This is a genomic window from Wolbachia endosymbiont (group A) of Bibio marci, assembly GCF_947251645.1.
Lineage (GTDB): Bacteria > Pseudomonadota > Alphaproteobacteria > Rickettsiales > Anaplasmataceae > Wolbachia.
On record NZ_OX366364.1, the window covers coordinates 1,255,482 to 1,278,808 of the forward strand.

A 23,327-nucleotide genomic window follows, 5' to 3' on the forward strand; every position below is an offset into this window, starting at 1 on the left:
TCATTGATTTAATATTGCCTGTGAAGGAAACACTATATCTTGGTTAACAAATACTTTCAATGCAGTGCCTTGATCAACATAAATAGTTGGTTTTTTATCTGTAGATCTGCCTACTATATCCCGCATGTCTTTAGAAAAATCATTGATTGATTTCCCGATTGCTTCATCATAAACAGACTTGCTTTTTCTTTGAAATTGTTGTAACAGTTGATTTACATTTTCCAGGCTTATAGTCACCTTGTCTTCCTCAATTTCTAGCGCTTTTGCTATTTCCTTTTTCATTATTTTCAGCAAATCTTGCTCATTTTTAGCATTACGAATTTCTCCAATAGCTCCAAGGCCCAGTTTCCATTTATCACTAGATTTACCATTTGCTGCTTCACCAATAACATCTTTGAATGAAGAAAAATCTATTTCAGTTACAGTGATGGATCTCACCGCATCCATAGGAGTTAGCGTACCAATAAGATTAGAGGCCTTTTGTCCTACAACAGCTGAACCAATTGAAACACCAGCAAGTGCCACTGAAGAGAATAATGCACTTACTATTTTATTATCAACTATTCCTGCAATTCCTGCTCTACCAAGCTCGTCAGTACTAAGTGATGAGATAGCAATATCTATTCCATGTGGCATAATCACTCTGTTCCAATTTATATTTACACGGGCTCTTGCAATATTCGAGTCAAATGAATAACTGCCTATCAATCTTGAGCCTTTAGGTATTAAAACTGTATCACCAGTTTCTGCATAAACATCTCTACTCACCATAGCACGCAGCATTCCTTGCAGATCAGAATTTATTGCAGTTTCAAGAACAGCATCAATAATTTTACCTTGAGTAATCATTAAACCAAGCTTTCCTACTCTGGTAGCTTTGCTCGATTGTGCTGAAGTAATAGCATCAGCAGCCTTGTTCTCCCCACCATCACTTGAAATTGTTAACATTTGTGCACTACGTCTGTCTCTAGGATAACCGCCACCCCCTATTGTAGGAAACGAGGTAGGTAAATTGCCCATAACATTACTAGAAGGAAAATTTTGCTTTGGCAAAATAGGTATATTTGACACAGAGGTTTCTTTTGGTTTCTCTTCTTCTTTTTTTATTGGTTTTATTTCTGGTATGATTTGTGGTGTAGGAAGAGGAGGTAAGGGTGGTAAGGGATCAGTTATTATTCTTTCAGGAACCATTACATTATCTGGAACTTGTTCCAACTTTCCTTTCAATTCTTGAACGTTTTGCTTTGTTTCCTCTTTTTTAATAACTTCTAAACCCTCTTTAGGAGAAGGACTAAAATAGAGATAATACACTCCACCAACCAGAAGCACTAAAATAACGACCATCAATGCCCTATGACCTTGATTAGAGCCAACTGTTACTACCTTGTTCTCTATTTCTGATTCATCTTCTGAATTGTTACGCCTTTCTTTATTCATATTGCATGTACCACAGCTAAAGTGACCTATTTATAATTTCAACTTCACCATCTTCATAACGCATAAATAGCTTTTTATGTACTCCTTTTATTATAACATAATCATCAAATAACAGCCTTTTACAAGGTTTATCCTCCTCTTCTACAAAAATCTGAGGTATTTTATTATTATTTCTAAATTTTAAATAGGTTAAATAACCATCATCAAATAGCTCAATCGGAACTATATCCACATTACCACCTTCATCAATATATGTATAATTGTACTTCGTATCATTTTCCTGTATTATTTTTTCTGGCTTGTCTGTAGTATATTGCATTTGAGTAGGTAAAGAAACCTCATCTAAATCAACATCAAATTCACCTTCTTCTTGAGGATAATAAAAACGTACTACGTAAGATATATCCTTTTCAGCAGAATAATCGTGATCCACTTTCTTAGCATCAGTATCCGGGTATTTATCGTAGTTTGGCCTTGAGATTAAATCGAAAATGTAATTTCTTTTTTTAGTTGTCGTAATAATCATGTTAGTGCGACTACTAACTTCAAATGGCATGATAAGCAATTTATTGTCATAAGGATTAATTTTCCAACTTGATGCATCACCAACAGCAATATTTTTAACTTTTTCTCCTTCCGCAAATTCAATATAAGAATAGTAACCCTGACTAAAAACCACCGTAAATACTTCATTAGGGCTATACACAAAAGTCTTTATTCTACTATCTACAGAAATAGGCTCATTATAATTAATGGATGCGTTCAAATTGCCACTTATAAGTAAAGCTAAAACTAATAATATCCTATACATATTCATCATCTACTCTATATGAAATAACTTGAAATCCTAATGGGTTAATATATCTTTGCTGATCATCCATTTCAAGCGATGCATATCTATATGACATAATAACTATCTTATTTTTTCTTGTGGAACTTCCATCTTTCCGTGTAAATTCCACAAAAAACCTCACCTGAAGAGCATCGTTACCCAATTTTTGAATTGAGCGAATTTTAAATCCACTTTTGGTATCTGAGTATAAATTAAAAAGATCATCCATATTCTGCGATCCTACATAATTTCTAAATTCATTATACACATTAGGTGAGGAAAACAACCTCACCTTTGTATAATAGTTATAATTATAATGATATGGATCAAAAACCTCCCTTGCTTTTATATACTCTGAAATAAAATAATCGTTTAGCGCTTCATCTGCAGAATACTGTTTTACTGTGACAGGATCAACCAATTGCACTATTCCTGATTTCTTGTCAATTTCTATAACAAATGGCTCAATAGTGCTACTTGTGCTAATTTTAAATATGACTAATATGCTGATAGAGATCGTTGCTAATAATATTAATGCAAATAAAAGTAGAATATTCCTTTGAGCAATAACTGTGCTGTAGCGGTTTGAATTCCAATTTATATCCTTATCTAAGGATTCAGTATTTTTTTCTCGCTTAAAAAATCTTAGCATTTTAGTATTCCTAAAAATCTTAACTTATGTTAATAAACATAGCAAATTAACAAAGTAGTTACAACAAAAAAGCTAAAAAACTCTTAATCTATGGCCTAGCTTACTAAACTTTGTCTCCATATATGAATCGTTATATTTATTACGTTCCACAATAAGTGGTAGACACTTTGTAACTCCTATACCACTACTTTCCAATTCTGACAATTTCCTATCATTGTTTGTAAGTAATTGGATTTTGTTAATGTTCAATTTCTTAAGCATTTTAGCTGCAACAGCAAAACTTCTTTCATCATCTTCAAAACCCAATATTCTATTTGCATCAACAGTATCAAGATTATGTCCTCTTTGCATACTGTACGCTCTTAACTTATTAGTTAAACCAATGCCTCTTCCATCTTGCATCAAATACAATATAATACCACTTCCAGAGTCAGCTATCATTTGAATTGCTTGATGTAACTGACTTCTGCAATCGCATGATAAGCTATCTAACAAGTCACCCGTATAGCACGAAGAATGAATTCTCACTAATGGTTCATCATCTTTATCTGGATTGCCAATGATAATTGCATGATGTTCTCTTCCGCCACTTTCGGTTCTATAAGATATGATATTTACTTCTTGAGTCTGTTTTAAAAATAATGATGTTTTGCACACTTCATATACATCCTGATTTTCTTGAAAATTATTTATGAATGACGTGTCCAGTGCAATAACGTCATTTTTCTCGCACCAATTTCGCATTTCATGGTTATTCTCAAAAATCATATCAGCCACTAACGCGTATGGCAATAATTCTGAGAACTTAAGCAAGGCAATAGCACATTCATCTATTGTCTTTGAGCATTGCAACTCTTTTATGCAATCTTCCTTTGAACAGTTTATTAAATGGAGCAATTCATCAAAATTATTCACCAACAGACGTTTGCTATTATGTTCTTTATTCTGAGATATGTATTTTACCTTACTTGAAGTTAAAGTAACATATACATTACTTGATATAAGCTTGTATTGATTAAATAAATCTCTTTCTAAAGCCTCAGCAGCAGCGAACAATAGGTAATTACTTTCATCATATATTACAATTGGCCGACCGCGTCTGATTTCGCTGATAGCTCTTTCTACCTTATTGCTACTCTGATTTCCTATAAACATTTTTACCCATATTAAACAGCGATAAAAACTGGTGCGGCCGAGAAGACTTGAACTTCCAAGGCCTTATGAGCCACAGCGACCTCAACGCTGCGTGTCTACCAATTCCACCACGGCCGCACTATATTCTAGTTTTTATATAATTATTTTAAATTACTTAATCATTTTAGAATTTTTCATCTAGAGTGTCAATCTGATACTAGAATAATTTAGAAATTACCTGTATAATTTGATTATGAATTTTGTGATTATAAATTTTAATCATTTAAGATAACCTTACTACTAATTTTTAACTTAGGTTTTTATACAAATGAATATAGCTAATATCTTTATTTTTTTAGCTCTCTCTCTTATAACTAGCTTTCATTTCGTCCATGCACAAATATTATACACATGGTCTCAAGTTATCCCAGAAAATAAATTAAGCATACGTGCAATTACAGACAATGACATGTGTCCCATTGTTTATGTCGATGGCGAGGAAATAGAAATGCTGAATCGCAGCTCAATTAACAATGGTGATCATAACGAAACAGTTTGTGAACTGACAGTACAAACAAGTGCCAAAAACATTAGTATTGAGGATCTACGAGTTCCTATATTACCAGAAAAGGTTAATAAAATTGCTTTTATTGGTGACACGGGTTGTAGAATAAATATGTTATTTCAGCAGGAATGTAATTCGGTAGATAGCTGGCCTTTAAAAAAAAATTTAGATTCAATCGCCCTTCATAAACCAGATTTAATTATCCATGTTGGTGATTATCATTATAGACAAACAAAATGTAGAAATACAAAAAAGTGTGGCGATATTTATGGATATAATAAAGAAGCTTGGTACGCTGATTGGTTTGAGCCTGCAAAGGATATTTCATTACAATCCCCTTTCCTTTTTGTTCGTGGAAACCATGAGAGTTGTGATAGAGCTTATGAAGGATGGCTCAGATATCTAGATTCATACCCTTTTTCGCCTGAAAAATGTGAAAATCTTGTTTCTAGTTGGTCTTTAGATGCTGGACCGATGAAATTTTTTATCTTCGACTCTTCATCCGGTGAGGATATTTTTACAACCCAAAGCACAATTGATGCTTTTGAAAGGCAATTTGATAAATTGATACAAGATAAGCCCACGTGGTTTTTAACTCATAAACCGCTTTGGAGATCTCCAAAAAAAGAATTTTTGACATTAAAAAGCCATGGTAATCTTACACAAATTGAAGCTTTTGGAGATAAATTTCCAAGCAATGTTACTACCATAGTTTCTGGCCACATTCATATAGCCCAGATTTTATTAATGGATAATGCTCCAGACCAGATTATAGTTGGAAACGGTGGTACATTATTACACGCTCAAGATCAAGAGCCTGTTTATCAAAATGTAGAATTTGACTATTCAAATGGTAGAAACTACTTAGCACACGAGGTTAGAAACTTTTTCGGTTTTGGCTTTGCAATACTAAACTTAGATGATCACAAATTTACCTTCTATAATCAACACAATAAGGAAATGTATTCTGCGAAGCTAACAGAAGATTTTAAACTTAAACGGATTAAAACTATAGTCAATTCATTTTAGGATTTGTTATTAGCTATTTTAAAAACGCTACTTAAACATCTTTTTTAATCGATTGATTTCATCAGCAAATTTTGAGTCGGTCTTTATAAAATTTTCTACTTGTTTTACTGCATGTATAACAGTAGCATGGTCTCTGCCACCAAAGTTTCTCCCAATATCTGGTAGGCTTTTTTGCGTAAATTTTTTGGCAAAATACATAGCTATTTGTCTTGGCCTTGCAAGACTGCGAAGCCTTCTATTGGATTGCATATCTGCAACCTTTATATTGAAAAATTCAGCTACTTTCTTTTGTATTTCTTCTATTGTGACTGACCTATGATTTGACCTCAGAAGATCGATTAGGGTTTCACTAGCTGATTCTACCGTCATACTTCTTCCAATTAATGAGGTATGGGTAATCTTATTTAATGCTCCTTCTAATTCTCTTATATTAGATTTGATGTTCCTTGCTAAAAACTCTAGGACATCTTTCGGAACATACATATTCATCTGCTCCACTTTTGCCTGCAATATACCAAGCCTTAATTCAAAAGTTGTTTCATTAATATCTGCCACCAACCCCCAACCGAGTCGTGATCTTATTCTTTCTTCCACTCCATCAAGATCACTAGGAGACCTATCAGCTGATATAACCAATTGTTTATTTTGGTCTATCAATGCATTGAAAGTGTGAAAAAATTCTTCTTGTGTACTATCTTTACCACTGATAAATTGCACATCATCTACCATCAATACATCTACTGATCTAAATTGCTCTTTAAACAACATAATATCTTTGCTTCGCAGCGCTGTAATATATTGGTACATGAATTTCTCTGCTGATAAATATACTACTTTTCTTTTTTCTGATGGGGAATTGACTATGTGCCAAGCTATAGCATGCATTAGATGTGTTTTACCAAGTCCCACTCCACCATATAGAAACAAAGGATTGCTGCCTAATATTGGATCTATAGATTCTGCCACACGCTTTGCCGCCGTAAATGCTAATTCATTTGACTTTCCTACCACAAAATTATCAAAAGTGAATCTGGGATCCAGTGGTGAACCAAGATTATGATTACTTTCCTCTCTGTTTTTTAGTATAACATTAGAATTTGAATTCCTTTCCTCAATTACTTGAATATCAATAGAACATATACTTTTATCTTCGCTTTGCCATAATGATAGTATTTTTTTCATGTAATGAACTGTAATCCACTCTTTTATAAACCTTGTTGACACGGATAAAAGAACTTCCTCATTTCTGCTACTGATAAATTTTAGCGAACTCAGCCAGCTGTTATATGTTGCTTCTCCATAAAGATTATAAAGACAATTTTGGATTTTTTCCCAAGTAACATTGTGATCCGTTACTGTAATAATCTGATCAAAAAACATAGTAAAAACCTTAGGGCTAGTTAAGTTCATATACCACACCAAGAAAAAAGCAATAATTAGAAAAATATAAGACAATCAATAGCTTACTGCAAAATGAAAAGCTAATACTACTTAATACATACTAAAAATTATGGTGATTTTTGATGGGTTGTAAAGGGTATAAAAACACTAAAATTGATCATTTTTATTTCAAAGAAATGAAAAATTTGTAAATGTCGCTTGTATCGAGGATTAGAAGCATGCTATTAAAAATAGTAATACATTATGTATAAATAAGATGTTAAATTTACTGGCAAATAAGTAAAGTATTCATATAAATATAGCTAACCTAATATAGATTTACTGAAGCAAATTTATGATTATATTAAGTAATTTGAGTTGTTATGCTGTATTCGGTATTGAACTAGAGTTTTACATTGAAGGAATAGAAAAAGAATATTTATTTCTGAATAGCATCAAAAATAAAATAGCATTTCTTGAATTTTCTTGCGAGAAGGAGAATTCTACACATCAATATGAGATAAAAAGTGGTTGTTATACGAACTCCGACAATTTAATTAAGCATTTTGAGTTAGCAAAACAATCACTTACTGAAGTAGCACAAAAACTAGGCGGGAATGTTTCTTTTAAAGCAAAGCCCTATTTGGATAGAGCAGGCAGTGCATTAAATGTGCATGTTAATCTCGTGAATTCAAATAACGATAACCTATTTTATATCAATGAGCAAAAGTACAGTGACTATCTGATTCACAGTATTGGTGGATTATGCACAATGATGAAAAAACATATGTTGTTTTTTGCTCCAAATGATGATTCATATTTAAGATTTCAGTACCCGGATATTCACACTCCAACTACGATTAGTTGGGGAGTAAATAACAGAACTGCTGCGATAAGAATTCCCTATTTTGGCAACGATTCCAAAAGATGCCGCCTAGAGCACCGTGTTCCTGGAGCAGACTGTAACCTTGAAAAAGTACTCACAGCAATAATTGAAGGTATAGTTTTTGGTATAGAGAACAAAATTGCTCCGCCAAATAGAGTGTATGGCATTGCATCTGATCCTCAATATGAGATGGAGAGTTTAATATAAACTCTAATCACGTTGGTTAACAACACCTTCCATAGTTAGCTGCTCTGGCATTCTCATTAAGTTATCACTGAAAAAAGTCCTCGGAGCCTTGGTAGGTTCTTTGACTTCTTGGTAACATCCATTCATATGCATAGGAGGGGATCGCATTAAATTCATATAGTTCGTTGCGTATTTAGTCTGACTTGTATCATCAGCCCCAGCAAGTGAGTTACCGTCAAGGTCCATATGTTTAGGTAATCCATTTTTCATTTCTTCTTCTGCTCTTTTCCTCATTATTTCTTCTAGCTCAGTTTCAGTTCTTTTTGGTTCTTTTTCGGATATTTCCATATCTTTTTCTTCACCTTCATCAACACTGCTATACCCTTCATCTTCTGAAACACCAGTAATTTCAGCAGGCCGTTCTTTTTTAGTTCTTATTTTATGAATCAGCGAAAGTAATAAGTAAGTAACCACAGCAGCAGAAATGATAATGGCTATCTTTGCGGCAATGTGGATTGCTGTTAAAAATATTAAAGCTGATAAAGCTCCAGCTAATCCAGACACAATAACTTTTCTCTTGCCTTTTGTTACATTTAAAATTGCCACCATAATAACCTCTCAAATGCTGTTCTAGAATTATTATACAGAAATTTTCTTATACTTGCAATTTTGCGAAAATTTTAATTATTTGCGTAAAGTTTTAAAGCTATACAAGGATTAATTAATATGCAATGTATCTCGACTATAATATTGTACAAACGCACATATTCAGTTAACATTCAACATGCAGAGCTTACTCATAGAGCGAAACAGGGCGGTGGTATTATTACTTATAGTAATTTTTATCTTCGGTTCATACGTTTATGTAAAAATGCCAAGGGAAAGTAATCCTGATATACAGATTCCTATAATCAGCGTGTTTGTTGGACTTCCTGGGATTTCTGCTCAAGATAGTGAAAAGCTATTAGTGCTTCCTATAGAAAACGAACTAAGATCCATCGAAGGTGTAAGAGAACTAAAGGCATTCGCGACTAATGATGGTGCTCACATGATACTCGAATTTGGAACAGAGTATGATAATAAAGAAGTGCTCGATAATGTCCGTTCAAAGCTTTCAAACATAAAATCGAAGTTACCTGTTGAAGCAGAATCTGCGATAATCAATGAAATAAACTTGAGCTTATTTCCGATACTCAATGTCGGCTTAATTGGTAATTTGCCAGAAAGAGCCTTAACTGAAATAGCACGCAAGCTAAAGAAAGAAATAGAGTCTCTGCCAAATGTTCTCAAAGTTGAAGTAGCGGGTATGCGTAAAGAAACAGTAGAAGTGATAGTTGAGCCCACAGTTCTAACAAAATATAACATTCAATCAAACGAAATATTCCAAGCTATATCAAGCAATAATAGACTAGTGGGAGCTGGGTCACTGGAAAATGATACCGGTAAATATTCGATTAAAATATCAGGGTTATTAAAAGATATAGAAGATATTATGAATATTCCTATTAGATCTCAAGGCGATGCAGTTTTGAGAATCAAAGATATAGCAAAAGTATACCCTAGGTTCGAGGATCACCAAGGATTTGCTCGCATTAATGGATTACCTAGTGTCGTGCTAGAAATTTCAAAACGTAACGGAAAAAACATAATGACACAGTAAATCAAGTAAAATACTTAATGGATAAGGCAAAAGATCAATTACCTGAAAATTTAAAAGTGGTGTACTTAAATGACCAGTCAAAAAACGTCCGCGATGTGCTTGATGACTTGGAAAACGGCATAATATTTGCTGTGTTGTTAATATTGATCATAATGATGCTTTCTATGGGAACAAGGATTGCTATTCTTGTGGCACTCTCGATAACCGGTTCCTTTCTCATTGGGATAATAGCTCTTTACTTTATGGGCATAACCTTAAATATCGTTGTGCTCTTCAGTTTAATCATGGCTGTTGGCATGCTGGTTGATGATGCAATTGTGATCAGCGAATATGCCGATAGAAAGATGATCTGCGGAATGGACAAAGTAGAAGCCTTTCACACTTCAGTTCGCGATATGTTTTATCCGGTTCTATCATCGACGTTAACTAAATTAGCAGTGTTTTTTCCTCTATTATTCTGGCCTGATACTGTTGGTAAATTCATGCAGTACATACCAATTACAATAATTCTAACTTTGACTGGATCGCTCATTATGGCTTTGGTTTTTATACCAACACTTGGTGCAATATTTGGTAAGCCTTCAATAACTTCAAAAAAAGAAATAAAAAAAATGAGTGCTATAGAAAGTGGTGAGATAAAAAATGCTGGGCCTATAATAAGAGCTTACATACGCATGCTAGAGAAGGTTTTAGATCATCCTAAAAAATTCATATGTGCTACTGTATTCGTCCTGTTTTCATTTAGTGTGCTGTACTTTACCTTTGGTCCTGGAGTGAAGTTTTTTCCGAAAGTGGATTCAGATAATATTTTAATCAGTGTTAAAGCAAAAGAAAGCTTATCAGCCAAAGAACGAGATTTGATACTAAAAGAAGTGGAAGAACGCATTTTGAGCGTTGAAAAAGAAATTCATGTTTCTTATGCCAGATCAGGAGCATTTTCAGACAACGTTATCGCCAGAATTCAACTAGAACTTATGGATTGGCGCTTCAGGCGCAAAGCTAAGCACATATTAAACGATATAAGAAGCAGTGTGCAAGACATGAAAGGAATAATAATTAATGTTCAAGAGGAAAAGTCAGGACCGTCGGCTGACAAGCCAATACAAATTAACCTCAGCGGAAGTGCATCCAATCTGAATTTAGCAGCAGAGAAAATTCTAAAAATTATGGACCAACCTTCATCCGGGTTTATAAATATTCAAGATAGCAGATCAGCACCTGAAATAGAGTGGAATATGAGTGTTGATAAGAGTAAAGCTACAAGTTCTGGAGTAAGTGTTGCAACCATTGGCGATTTTATAAAGATGGTTACAAATGGAGTGTTGATTGGAAAATATAGACCAAATAACACGGATGAAGAAATCGATATTGTACTCCGTTTCCCCAGAAGGGACCGCAACATGAAGACTATAGATAATCTTTTTATCAATACAGTTAATGGCCCGTATCCTATGAGCAACATAGTAAAATATGCTCCCGAAAAAAAGGTAAACAAACTAAATAGGATTGATGGATTACGTACAGTGACAATTTCCGCTGATGTGGATACTGGCTATCTTGTTGATGAAAGAGTAAAGTTCATTCAGAATTCTATTGCCCAGGATTGGGACAAGGGAGTAAAAATTGATTTTAAAGGCGACAAAGAAGATCAACAAAAATCAGGAGCATTTTTGTTAAAGGCTTTTATATTAGCGATTACACTAATGATATTGGTATTAGTGACACAGTTTAATAATGTATACCATACATTTATCGTAATGACAGCAGTGTTTTTATCCACCACATGTGTGTTTTTTGTTTTCTTTCTTATCCAACAAGTTTTCGTAGTTGTTATGTGTGGAGTGGGGATAATTGCTTTGGCAGGAATTATAGTGAATAATAACATACTATTGCTTGATGCCTTTCGTCACCAAATTAAGGTACACAAAAATGACATCAAGCGATGTGTAATAAACGCTGCAATTTCTCGCGTTAGGCCAATATTGCTTACCGTTGCAACCACAGTTCTTGGTTTAATACCGATGATTACCAGGTTAAATATCAATTTTTTTACGCTACAAATCACATATGATGCTCCATCAAGCCAGTGGTGGGTTGACATTTCAACAACCATAGCAAGTGGAATATTGGCTGCAACGGTTTTAACTTTATTCTTTACTCCTGCGTTGCTTGTCATACAAAGACATGAAAAAACTTGACTTAAATTAGCAATCATTTAACATTTAAGATAGCGTTCTTTGCCCGTTGAAGCTATAATTATAACTAATTACATTGGATTTATTTATTATGATTGCTAATCGTAAAAGCAGTGTTAAGCAGAAAAGTAACAAGAATAACATAGTTGGAAGCCTTGATGTAATAAAAACAGCAGGAGAGCTTTCACTTCAAAAAGGTTTGGCTTTTGATGTTGTAATAAAGGCACTAGAAAGTGCTATAGAAGCAGTGGCTTATCAAAAATATGGTAGCAAAAGTAAAATTGTAGTTAATATAGATAGAAATACAGGCAAAGTTACTTCATACAGAAAACTAAAAGTTATTGATGACGAATCAAATGAAGAAGAGAACACTGAGTATGAATCAATTACGCTTACACAAGCTAAATTAATAAAAGGAGATGCAAAAATTGGAGATACTGTTAGTGAATTGCTCTCTCTTAACACTGATCTTGCTTCAGCAAGAATTGCCCAGCAGAAGATTGCTCAAATAATTAAAGATGAAGAGTCAAAAAAGCAATATGAGGAATTTAAAGATAAGGCGGGAGAAATAAGGTATGGTATTGTTAAACAAGTAGAATATTCAGATCTTATTATAGACATAAATGGCACTAGGGCATACCTTCCTTTGCGAAATTTGACCGGTGGTGAATCATTTCGTGAAGGCGATAAGGTTAAAGCTTACATACAGACTGTTAAGCGCTCTGATGATGGACGTCAAATTATTCTTTCTAGGACTCATGAAGGCTTTTTAGAGGCATTATTAAATCAAGAAATACCAGAAATTGCTGACAGGTTAGTAACAATTAAAGGTATAGCTAGAGACGCCGGCTCAAGGTCTAAGGTCGCTGTTTTCTCTCCTGACAAGAACATTGATCCAGTAGGTGCTTGTGTTGGAGTTAAGGGAGATAGAATAAAAACTATTATACACGAATTAAATGGTGAAAAAATTGACGTTATAAATTACTCCTCAGATTTGGGTCAATTTGTTATTAAAGCCATTACTCCTGCAGAAGTATCGAAGGTTATTATTGATGAAAATGAAAATTGCATAGAGTTAATAGTTGCTGAAGATCAATTGAGTTTAGCTATAGGAAAAAAGGGCCAGAATGTAAGATTAGCTTCAGAGCTTGTTGGATGGAAAATTGAGATATTAAGCACTCAGCAAGAATCAGAAAGGCGAAGTAAAGAACTTAGTCAATGTTCAGCTTTATTTGCTGAAGCTTTAAACTTAGAAGAGATTATGGGTCAGCTATTGGTAACAGAAGGTTTTTCAAGCGTAGAAGATATATCCAGCGCTTCAATTAAAGAGCTTGCTTCAATAGAGGGCTTTAATGAAGATATTGCAAACGAACTTCATAATAGAGCAAACAAGTACCTGAAAACAGAAAATGATAGAAAAATAGAAGAGCTAAAAAGTTTAGGTATGGAAGATGATGTAATCAATTTAACTTTATCAATAGACAATAAAATTGCTCTTAGTAAACATGATATTAAGACTTTAGAGGACATAGCAGATTTATCAAGTTATGAGTTTTGCAGCATGCTCTCTTCCTCAGCTGATAGCAAAGAAAATCTAAAAGATACAGTAGATTCAATAATCATAGAAGCACGTAAAAAGCTTGGATTAATATAATAAAATAATATGAATAATGAAGATATCAGTAATAAAAAATTAACGCTCCAAGGCTTAAGCAAGCTTAAATTAGACCTCAATTTAAACTCTTCAGCTAGCCCAAGTACTGGAGCTACAGTAGTAAAAAAAAGAAGAAAAAAATCTCATGATGCAGAAGAACATAATTTATTTGACGAGAGTAAATTATGTTCTTTAACAGAGAAAGAACAAATTTTCCGCATTAATGCTGTGCAGAATGCTGCTTTGCTGAAAGAAAGAAATCAGAGAGAAGAAAAAGAGAAAACAGCAAAAGAAGACAGCAATAAAGAGATTGACGAGAAAAATGAAGCGGACGCTTTATCTAAAGAAATAAATAAGAAAGTTTTAAGTGATACTCACTTAGTTGAACTAAGAGAAGATAATATTGACTATGAGGGCGACGATAAAAAGTCTTCTAAAGTCAACAAAGATATATATTCTAAGCATTCTAAACTGGTAATTGCACAGGCAATAGATGAAAAAACTGAACAACCCCCTGTATTTAAGCAAAGATTTGGTATAAGAGGTAGAAAGTCAAAGTTTACTAAGGGTAAAAATATATCAAGAGAAGTTATTGTACTAGACAAAATAACTATCAGGGAGTTATCTATTCGTATGGCAGAAGATAGCAAGAGTGTGCTAAAAATGTTCAAAGAAGAAGTTGGTGAGAGTTATAGAGTAGATGATCTGGTGGATCCAGATATAGCATGTGAAATAGTGAAAAAATTTAATCATACGGCCAAACGAGTGAGCGATGCCAACAAAGAAAAGGATTTATTTTTTATAGAAGGCAGAGAAAGCCTGCTTAAAAAACTTAAACCACCAATCGTCACTTTTATGGGCCACGTGGATCATGGTAAAACCTCATTGCTCGATGCATTTCGTGAATCTAATGTTGCAGAAAGAGAGTCAGGTGGCATAACTCAACACATAGGTGCTTATCAAATAACGACAAAAGATAAGCAAAAAATTACTTTCATTGATACACCAGGACATGAAGCGTTCACTGCGATGCGTGCATGTGGTGCCAATATTACTAATATAGTTGTAATAGTAGTTGCAGCTGACGATGGAATCATGAAACAAACAGTTGAAGCAATAAATCATGCAAAAGCAGCAAATGTTTCTATTATAGTTGCTATTAATAAAATTGATAAATCTGAGCCTGGTGATGTAGAAAAAATAATTAATAGTTTGCCTCAATATGATCTCATTCCTGAAGAGCTTGGTGGTGATGTTATAATTGTGCCAGTATCAGCAAAAAAGAAAACTAATTTAGATAAACTAGAAGAGGCAATTTTGTTAATCGCTGAATTAATGAAGCTAGAAGCAATAGAAGATTGTCGAGCACTTGGATGGGTAATAGAATCCAAAATAGATAAAGCAAAAGGAATATCAGCTACGTTGATAGTTGAGGAAGGAACGTTAAAGGTTGGTGATATATTGGTAGTTGGTACAACATACAGTAAAGTACGTAGTATGGTTAATCACCTTGGTCAAAGAGAAAAAGCAGCGCTACCCTCCGCTCCAATTGAAATTACTGGTCTAAATGGTGTGCCAAATACTGGAGATAAATTTGTTGTTGTAAATTCTGAAAAGCAGGCGCGTGAAATTGTTGAATACAGGCTAGAGTTGATCAAGAAAAAGAAAGAAGATTTGGGCGACAATAATTTAGATATATTCAGTCGTAATGACAGTAAAACAGAAGAACTATCTGTAGTTTTAAAGTGCGATGTAACTGGTTCTATTGAAGCAATATCAAGTTCAATTGATAAACTCGGTAAAGACCAAGTGAAATTAAATATCCTACACAAAGCAGTAGGAGGGATAACAGATTCAGATGTGCTGCTTGCAGAAGCATCAAGTGCAGTAATTTTAGCTTTTAATGTAAAAGTGGACTCAAAAATAAGGGATTTGGCAAAACAAAAAGGTATAGAAATACATACTTATAACATAATATACGAGCTCATTGACGACATGAGAATGTATTTAACTAAAATGTTAAAGCCTATTACACGAGAGGTTCGTGTTGGTTCTGCATCTGTAAGGCAAATATTTAATGTACCTAAAGCTGGTAATATCATTGGATGTTATGTAAGTGATGGAGTCATAAAAAAAGATTCCTTAATTAAGGTAGTGCGTGGTGGCAAATTGGTGCATGAAGGAAAGTTAAAAGCACTACGTAGATTTAAAGATGATGTTAAAGAAGTAGGTGTAAACTTTGAATGCGGAGTATCACTAGAGGGTAATATCGATATTAAAGTTGGAGATATTTTGGAAGCTTATCAATTAGTGCAAGAAGAAAGGGTGTTATAGTAGCTGGATATGAAAAAGGAAATTAGAAACCTAAAAATAGCATCGGTATTGCATAGAGCAATATCAAGAGTCCTAATGGAAGGTAAGGTGTTCAATAAAAATGTAGCAGTATCTGACGTAAAATTAAGTAAAGATTTGAAAAAAGCAGATGTATATATTGTGTTATCTTTATTGAATATCCAAGTAGCTGACTACTTAGATCCAGAAAAAAGTACGTGGTCACACACTGGAGATCCTTCTGAGAATAACTGTGATATTAACACTGTTGTTAATGAAATGAACCAATCTGCATGGTCAATACGTAAATCTATATTGTGTTATGTTGATTTGCGATTTATACCTGAGTTAGTTTTCAAGCCTGATTTAGCGTTCGATAATTTTGTCAATGTAAGCAAAATATTACATAATCACACTTAATTAATGCATTTCAATCGTTACTTTTCATTAATGAGATTGCACAGTTTAACAGGTTTGTGGCTTGTGCTATTTCCCAGTTTGAGCGGTATTCTTTTAGCCTCAACTTCTCTATCGTATCAGGCTCTTTTTCTCCTTGTTTTGTTTACTATAGGTGCATTTTTAATGAGACCTGCAGGGTGCATAATCAATGACATTTTCGATAGAGAAATAGATGCGCACGTTGAACGAACAAAATATAGGCCACTTGCAAGTGGTGCATTAAACATAAAGCAGGCTTTAGCTTTACTTTCACTGTTACTGTCTATTGCCCTGGTAATCTTATTATTAACTAATAAAACTACACTCATACTTGGAATAATCTCAATGTGTATGATAGCTACTTACCCTTTATTAAAGCGGTATGTTTGGTGGCCACAATTGTTCTTAGGGTTTACCTTCAATATGGGATCGCTCATGGGCTCAGCAGCAATAACAAACCAGATCAGTATAGAATCCTTGCTGTTTTATATAGGATGCGTCTTTTGGACGCTTGGTTATGACACCATATACGCTCATCAAGATAAAAAAGATGATGAAAAACTCAGAATGAAATCTACCGCATTATATTTTGGTGATACAACAAAATCTTGGTTGAAAAGATTTTACTTAATATCTTTTATGGCATGGCTATACGCTGGCATTTTATCATCATTAAATAACATTTTTTATATTGCTCTACTTGCTGTAGGGTTCATATTTCACCGCCAATACAAAAATTTCAATCCTGACGATCCCAGTCAATGCATGTCCATATTTAAAAATAATTCCTACGTAGGGTTGCTTCTCTTTTTTGGCATCCTTTTAGATAGAATTATCACCTAGGTCCCAAGAGTTTTGGCTCTAATGAAGTCAATAAACTCAGGTAGCCCGCAGAAACGAAAAAACTTGCTTGACACCCTCCGCCAGCCCCCTTATCATGAAACTGAAGCTATTGTATTTGCTTTCGCCAATCTGCAGATTAAAAGGTAAGGATTACTTAATGTATCGGCGTCTTATGTTCAATTTTTTGCAGTATATAGATACTGTATGTCTTTACAAAACTTCATCTACATCTAGATTTTTATCTAAATAAGCTGAACGCGCTTATAAAGCGTTACAAGACATCAAAAAATGCCAATACTCGACAGAGATAGTAAAAGACTAGCTAACTCGGGGATTCTTTGTCTTTTTTTCTGCTTGGTAAATTTCTTAAACATTTGCAGCGTAAGTTAGTTGCAATTAAAAGCAGCTGAATTTCGCTTGTCAAGCGTTTAAAACATAAAAAACGCCAATATTTTAAAGCGGATAATAACCACGGGGCTTCTTTTGCCTTTTTTTCCATTTGGTAAATTTCTTAAACATTTATAGCCAAACAACAACCGTCATCCCGCTGCTTGTTAGCGGGATCTAGAGATACCGTGACGGTATGACGTAGGACTGCTGTCATGCCAGTGCTTGACACTGGCATCCAGTCTTTATTATGCAGCCACTTGGTTAGAATTAAGTTTTCTGGATCCCAGTGGGCTTTGTTGCATAGCAACCGAAAAAATCTGGTGGCTACTGACAAAATTCATTATAAATAACCATTTAACTGTTGAAGAAAAAATATGCCACAGAAAATGAAAGTCAGTAACCAAAATGAATATAACAAATTTCTCCAGGAAAGAGGAAATATTTTTCATTATATCAATGAAGCCATAGAAAATTGGTATGAAAATAGTCCAAAAATGCAAGGCGGCAACTATATTTACAGTGATAAAGTTGTGATTTTGGTGCATATAATTGTCAATCTTTTTAGAATTGGTTTAAGACAAACGGTGGGGTTTATAAAAGGATATATGCAACAAATAGGAAGAGATTTAGCAGTTATCAGCTATTCACAAGCATCAAGAAGGTTTAAGAAACTTAATATTAAGATCAATGATTGCAGAATTGATAAAAATAATATGGAAGATATCGAAATTGCTATAGATAGTACAGGTATCAGCATTTACAACAATACCCCTGGTCACAGCAAGGAAAATAGCGCTAACAGAAAATATCGTGGCTATGAACAGACAAGAAAATTGCATGTAATGTTGAATATAAACAGCAAAAAAGCCATAGCTGTAAAATACAGTAACGGTGTCTACTCTGATCACTATGGAGCTTGCGATTTGCTTAAAGAAGTTAATTTTCAGCATGTCATAAAAGCACTATATGCAGATAGGGCATATGATAGGCACAAATTTTACAAATTGTGTCACGAATATGATGTAAAGGCAAAAATTCCACCAATAAACAATGCGGCAGAACATCCAGAAATAGATTATATGTCTGACAGAAATGCTGCTATTAGGTTAATAAAATTATACGGTGAAGATGGCGTGAAAGAATGGAAAAAAGAAGTAAATTATGGGAAAAGATCTTATATTGAAGGGTTTTTCTCAAGATTAAAGCAAATATTTGGATTCAGCTTTAGGAATAAATCCGAAGTAAATCGCGAAAAAGAATTGCTGATTAAGTGCTATTTGCTTAATCAATTTACTGAAATTGGTATGGCTAAATTTGAAATGGCTACATGATATTTATCGTAAATTACTACCAGTATAAGGTGCGATGCAACAAAGCCATCCCAGTGTCAAGCACTGGGATGACACCATTTGTTGTACCTTCAGATTACATTTATACATGTTTTTAAACTTCCTCTAAAAGTTAGGTAAAGAGTACCAAAATAAACAATAACACTCAAAGCTATTAAAGTCGTTAAATAAACAATACGAGCCAACATTTTATCAAAAAATAATCCTGCCGATAAGGAATTAGCAACATAAAGAACTATTGACATAACTACCGTTGCTACAAAAATTTTCATGACATTTAACAATAACGCTTGGCTAACCTTATACATTTTATTTATTGTTAAATAACTAATTAATAGAATGGAGTTTATCCAAGTGGAAACGGAAGTAGCAATAGCAATCCCCGTATGCTGATACTCGTTCATTAACAAAAGGTTTAGCACTACATTAATTCCAAGGCACATTAGCGAAAATATGGTTGGTATTTTCAGATTGCCTTTAGCAAAAAATGTAGGTAGCAATACTTTATTTATAATAAATGCAGGTAAAGAAAAAGAAAATGCTATTAACGTGGGAGCAGTTTGTTGCACTGCATAATGATCAAACCGGCCGTAAGAAAAAAGCGTAAGTAAAATTATGTCGGGAATAATGATAAAGGCAGCAGTTGTTGGCATAATTAACATTAATCCTATGTTGAGAGCCTTGTTCTGTATTTTGACTATATTTTCAGTATTATTCACCTGTTTTGAAATTAAAGGAAGAAGCACTGTACCAATTGCAGTACCGATTATTCCCTGCGGTAGTTGATTTAGTCTATCGGCATAATATATATAGGACACCGCATTTGGTATAAAACTTGCCATGATTGTATCAATCCATAAGCTTATTTGAGTTACACAATTGTTGATAATTGCAGGTATCACACGCTTAAAAAACAACCTTATTTCATTGCTTAATTCAAGGCTAAAAGAAAAAGCTGCCTTTAACTTGTATGCACTAAACAGTATCAGAAGTAACTGTAAAATCCCTCCTATAAGGACAGCTATAGAAAGGTTGTGCGCTGGAGTTTTTACGTAAGGCACAAATAAACTGATGATTAAACAGAGATTCAAAACAATTGGTGCAATAGCTGTTGAAGCAAAATGCTGCTTTACTTGCAGCATTCCACCAATAAGTGATGCAATTGAAACAAAGATTATGTAGGGCATCATAATTCTTGATAAAGTAACAGTAAGGGTAAACTTACTTTGGTCAAATCCAGGAGCAAAAATTTGAATCATATAAGGGGAGAAAGTTTGCATGATAAGGCAAAAAATTACTAAGATAATAAACGTAATGGATATTACACTACTTGCAAAATTAAATGCCTTCTTATTATCATGTGATTCTGCTGAGTATAACGGTATGAATGAGGTAGTGAACGCTCCTTCTGCAAAAAATGCTCGAAATAGATTGGCAAAACGAAACGAAGAAAAAAATATGTCTGCAAGAGAGTTCGCACCAATAACCGTAGCAATCAATACATCTCTTATTAACCCTGAGATCCTTGAAATAGCCGTAAAAAAACTAAATGTGAAAATACTTTTAAACATACCACTACTTCATTAGTGTCAATACAATTAACTATAATGGTAAAAGTATCAATGAAAATATTTATTGGCTAAACTTAAAACCCTCTGCAAAAGGAGAGTTAAATAATCAATTGACTATTTGCGCTCTTATGTTAGAAATTTTATATCTTGGCGGGCGTAGCTCAGTTGGTAGAGCGTCAGTTTGTGGTACTGAATGTCGCCAGTTCGATCCTGGTCGCTCGCCCCACTAAAATTTTCTGCTTGACGGAGATATGAACAAATGGTAACATATCAAATTAATTAGGGAGGGTGTATGAAAGAATTTTTAATAGCCTGTGGTATAGTATCAGTAATAGGAGCATTGACAGGTTTGGGATTGAGTTTTACAGCTTTGTCACCTTTGGTTATAGGTGGAATTATTGCCGCCATTCCTGCAATATTAGTTAGTGCACATGGTATATATGATAGTGTAAAAAAAGGAGAATTCTCCAAAAAAGATCTTTTCATGCTTGCTGGTGTCTGCGTTACAAGCGCTGCAATCGGAGTTGGCCTTGCTGCAGCCGCAACTGCTATTTTTCCTGGTGCAATGGTTGGAATGGGATCTGCAGCTTTAGCAGGTGCAACAATAGGAGTAATTGCGCCAATTATAGCGTCTCTTGCAATGGAAAATATTATAGTACCAATAGCTGAAAAAGTGAATGAGCACATTATATCACCTATAATTGAGCACTTTTCTTCGAAAGGGAAGGGGTATGAGCCAGTTTAAGCTAATCAAGTAAGGTTTCTGTTATTCCAGTGTGCAACATTGGAATAACAAGATTTGACATTAACCGCTGATAATCGGAATATTAGTAGGGTACGAATTACTTAAAAAGCATGCATAAATATGATGTAGTAGTAGTAGGTGGTGGTCATGCAGGGTGCGAAGCGGCTGCTGCGGCAGCTCGCCTTGGTGCAAACACGCTGCTTATAACTCATAAAATTTCAACTATAGGAGAAATGTCCTGCAATCCAGCAATCGGAGGAGTTGCAAAGGGTGTTGTAGTTAGGGAAGTTGACGCTCTTAATGGAATAATGGGAAGAGCAATCGATCAAGCAAGCATACACTCAGTCATTTTAAATAGCAGCAGAGGTGCAGCAGTATGGGGACCACGTGCACAGGCAGATCGAAAATTGTACAAGCAAGCAATACAGGAAATTATTCTAAATTATAACAATTTGACGGTAAAAGAAGAGTCAGTTGACGATTTTCTTATAGAGAGTAATAACAATGGAGAATTGTACATTAAAGCTGTAATAACAAGTTCTGGTGAAAGTATACTAACAGGTAAAGTTGTTTTAACTACGGGAACTTTCCTGCAAGGTGTAATTCATATAGGAGAGCAAACAACTCCTTCAGGGAGAATGGGAGATAAGTCTGCCGTAGAACTTGCAAATACGTTGAAGAAATATAATTTCAAATTAGGTAGACTGCGTACCGGAACTCCACCAAGGCTTGATCGTAATACTATAAACTGGTCAATATTGCAAGAACAAGTGGGTGATAATCCACCTGTGCCGTTTTCTTACTTAACAGAAAAAATTAACCAACCCCAGGTACCATGCTTTATTACCCATACTAATGAAAATACGCATAAAATAATTCGAGAGAATCTTCACAGGTCAACTTCCTCATATTTAGATGACATTGTTGCACCAAGATACTGCCCATCCATTGAAATTAAAGTTAATAAATTTGCAGAAAAAAATAGTCACCAAATATTTCTAGAGCCAGAAGGGCTTGACGATAACACTATATATCCAAATGGAATTTCAAATTCATTGCCTATTGAAGTGCAGCGTGAAATGATAAATAGTATCAAGGGACTTGAAAATGCAGAAATACTAAGGCCTGGGTATGCGGTTGAATATGACTATATTGACCCACGAGAGCTATTTCATACTCTTGAAACTAAGAAAGTCAAAGGTCTATATTTCGCCGGCCAAATTAATGGCACTACTGGATATGAAGAAGCAGCAGGGCAAGGAATTATCGCTGGAATTAACGCAGCACTTTCTGCATCTGAAAAAAAAGAAAGCTTTGTTCTCCATCGTACAGATTCGTATATCGGCGTAATGATAGACGATTTGGTCACCAAAGGGGTGATCGAGCCTTATAGATTATTTACCTCACGTGCAGAATATAGGCTAGCTATCAGGTCAGACAATGCAGATAGAAGATTAACACAAAAAGGTTATGATATTTCCCTTGTTTCGCATGAGAGATACTCTGTTTTACAGAATAAACTTGAATCCATTAAGCAGCTTGAAGAGAAGTTAGGGAGTCTAACGATTACTCCTGAGCAGCTTAGGTCTTATGGTATCAAAATATCTTATGATGGGATAAGAAAAACGGCACTAGATTTACTTAGCTACCCAAATATCGACTGGAATAAATTACAAGAAATATGGCCGGAGTTAAGCAGCGTCACGCGCTGGAATGGCAAAATGGGACACACCAAAGCGGATAATGCAACTAAGAATGAAATATGCGAAGCGGTTGAAATTGAAGCAAAATACAAACCTTATCTAATAAGGCAAGAAGCGGATATGAAGTTTTTACGAGAGGAAATTAACACTCAAATTCCAATCAACTTCAACTATTCACAAGTTAAAGGCTTGTCAAGTGAAGTAATAGAAAAGTTGCAGACGATAAAACCAGCAACAATTGGCATTGCAAAGCAAATACAAGGCATCACTCCCGCAGCGATAGTTAGCATATTAGTGTACCTTAGGAATAAGAAAACGAAAGTAGCTGCTAGTTTTGCGTGAGGTAT

Annotated in this window: 16 protein-coding genes, 2 tRNA genes and 2 pseudogenes; 11 read left to right on the plus strand and 9 right to left on the minus strand. The window is 34.4% G+C overall.

The window, feature by feature from the left end:
- From OPR48_RS06730 to OPR48_RS06750, 5 genes are all read right to left on the minus strand, one after another.
- Positions 1-1,437, minus strand: coding sequence for a TrbI/VirB10 family protein (locus OPR48_RS06730; protein WP_265025962.1), 1,437 nt, complete (start codon positions 1,435-1,437; stop codon positions 1-3).
- A 16-nt stretch (positions 1,438-1,453) separates the two neighbouring features.
- Complete coding sequence (gene virB9 / locus OPR48_RS06735) at positions 1,454-2,254, minus strand: P-type conjugative transfer protein VirB9 (RefSeq protein WP_265026659.1); 801 nt, start codon at positions 2,252-2,254, stop codon at positions 1,454-1,456.
- Positions 2,241-2,921, minus strand: coding sequence for a VirB8 family type IV secretion system protein (locus tag OPR48_RS06740; protein ID WP_265025963.1), 681 nt, complete (start codon positions 2,919-2,921; stop codon positions 2,241-2,243). The genes virB9 and OPR48_RS06740 overlap by 14 nt, the downstream gene beginning before the upstream one ends.
- A gap of 72 nt (positions 2,922-2,993) precedes the next feature.
- Positions 2,994-4,076, minus strand: a complete 1,083-nt coding sequence (locus tag OPR48_RS06745) for a GTP cyclohydrolase II (protein ID WP_265025964.1) — start codon at positions 4,074-4,076, stop codon at positions 2,994-2,996.
- Between the two features lie 29 nt (positions 4,077-4,105).
- Positions 4,106-4,193 (minus strand) — tRNA-Leu (locus OPR48_RS06750).
- Between the two features lie 190 nt (positions 4,194-4,383).
- Between OPR48_RS06750 and OPR48_RS06755 the strand changes: the two genes are divergently transcribed.
- Positions 4,384-5,649, plus strand: coding sequence for a metallophosphoesterase family protein (locus OPR48_RS06755; protein ID WP_265025965.1), 1,266 nt, complete (start codon positions 4,384-4,386; stop codon positions 5,647-5,649).
- Positions 5,650-5,676: 27 nt separating this feature from the next.
- Here the strand turns inward: OPR48_RS06755 and dnaA are convergent, their stop codons facing one another.
- Positions 5,677-7,059, minus strand: coding sequence for a chromosomal replication initiator protein DnaA (gene dnaA, locus OPR48_RS06760; RefSeq protein ID WP_265025966.1), 1,383 nt, complete (start codon positions 7,057-7,059; stop codon positions 5,677-5,679).
- A gap of 325 nt (positions 7,060-7,384) precedes the next feature.
- On the opposite strand from dnaA, the gene OPR48_RS06765 reads away from it, so the two are divergent.
- On the plus strand, positions 7,385-8,122 hold the full coding sequence (locus OPR48_RS06765) for a type I glutamate--ammonia ligase (protein WP_265025967.1): 738 nt from the start codon (positions 7,385-7,387) through the stop codon (positions 8,120-8,122).
- A 3-nt stretch (positions 8,123-8,125) separates the two neighbouring features.
- Here the strand turns inward: OPR48_RS06765 and OPR48_RS06770 are convergent, their stop codons facing one another.
- Complete coding sequence (locus OPR48_RS06770; protein WP_265025968.1) at positions 8,126-8,710, minus strand: hypothetical protein; 585 nt, start codon at positions 8,708-8,710, stop codon at positions 8,126-8,128.
- Positions 8,711-8,885: 175 nt separating this feature from the next.
- Here OPR48_RS06770 and OPR48_RS06775 point away from each other — a divergent pair.
- The 5 genes and pseudogenes from OPR48_RS06775 (at position 8,886) to ubiA (ending at position 17,222) form a co-directional block, all read left to right on the plus strand.
- Positions 8,886-11,959, plus strand: a pseudogene (locus tag OPR48_RS06775) (efflux RND transporter permease subunit).
- A gap of 88 nt (positions 11,960-12,047) precedes the next feature.
- Positions 12,048-13,610, plus strand: coding sequence for a transcription termination factor NusA (nusA, locus tag OPR48_RS06780; RefSeq protein ID WP_265025969.1), 1,563 nt, complete (start codon positions 12,048-12,050; stop codon positions 13,608-13,610).
- Positions 13,611-13,619: 9 nt separating this feature from the next.
- Entirely contained in the window at positions 13,620-15,944 is a 2,325-nt protein-coding gene (gene infB / locus OPR48_RS06785) for a translation initiation factor IF-2 (protein WP_265025970.1), read from the plus strand.
- A 9-nt stretch (positions 15,945-15,953) separates the two neighbouring features.
- Positions 15,954-16,361: a ribosome-binding factor A gene (locus OPR48_RS06790; protein WP_265025971.1), complete on the plus strand. Its 408-nt coding sequence runs from the start codon at positions 15,954-15,956 to the stop codon at positions 16,359-16,361.
- A 3-nt stretch (positions 16,362-16,364) separates the two neighbouring features.
- Complete coding sequence (gene ubiA, locus OPR48_RS06795; RefSeq protein ID WP_265025972.1) at positions 16,365-17,222, plus strand: 4-hydroxybenzoate octaprenyltransferase; 858 nt, start codon at positions 16,365-16,367, stop codon at positions 17,220-17,222.
- Positions 17,223-17,820: 598 nt separating this feature from the next.
- Here ubiA and OPR48_RS07545 read toward each other — a convergent pair.
- Positions 17,821-17,901: pseudogene (locus tag OPR48_RS07545) on the minus strand (WPE palindromic element domain-containing protein); the annotation flags it as partial.
- An 85-nt stretch (positions 17,902-17,986) separates the two neighbouring features.
- On the opposite strand from OPR48_RS07545, the gene OPR48_RS06810 reads away from it, so the two are divergent.
- A complete protein-coding gene (locus tag OPR48_RS06810) occupies positions 17,987-18,943 on the plus strand; it encodes an IS5 family transposase (protein WP_265025974.1) in 957 nt (318 codons plus the stop codon).
- Positions 18,944-19,032: 89 nt separating this feature from the next.
- Here the strand turns inward: OPR48_RS06810 and murJ are convergent, their stop codons facing one another.
- The gene (gene murJ / locus OPR48_RS06815; RefSeq protein ID WP_265025975.1) at positions 19,033-20,532 is read right to left on the minus strand and encodes a murein biosynthesis integral membrane protein MurJ; all 1,500 of its coding nucleotides are present in this window, start codon (positions 20,530-20,532) and stop codon (positions 19,033-19,035) included.
- 150 nt (positions 20,533-20,682) lie between these two features.
- Here murJ and OPR48_RS06820 point away from each other — a divergent pair.
- The 3 genes from OPR48_RS06820 to mnmG all read left to right on the plus strand — a co-directional run bounded on the left by OPR48_RS06820 (position 20,683) and on the right by mnmG (position 23,322).
- A tRNA-His gene (locus OPR48_RS06820) sits at positions 20,683-20,758 on the plus strand.
- A 66-nt stretch (positions 20,759-20,824) separates the two neighbouring features.
- Complete coding sequence (locus OPR48_RS06825) at positions 20,825-21,277, plus strand: hypothetical protein (RefSeq protein ID WP_265025976.1); 453 nt, start codon at positions 20,825-20,827, stop codon at positions 21,275-21,277.
- Between the two features lie 110 nt (positions 21,278-21,387).
- On the plus strand, positions 21,388-23,322 hold the full coding sequence (mnmG, locus tag OPR48_RS06830; protein ID WP_265025977.1) for a tRNA uridine-5-carboxymethylaminomethyl(34) synthesis enzyme MnmG: 1,935 nt from the start codon (positions 21,388-21,390) through the stop codon (positions 23,320-23,322).
- The last annotated feature ends 5 nt before the right edge of the window (positions 23,323-23,327 follow it).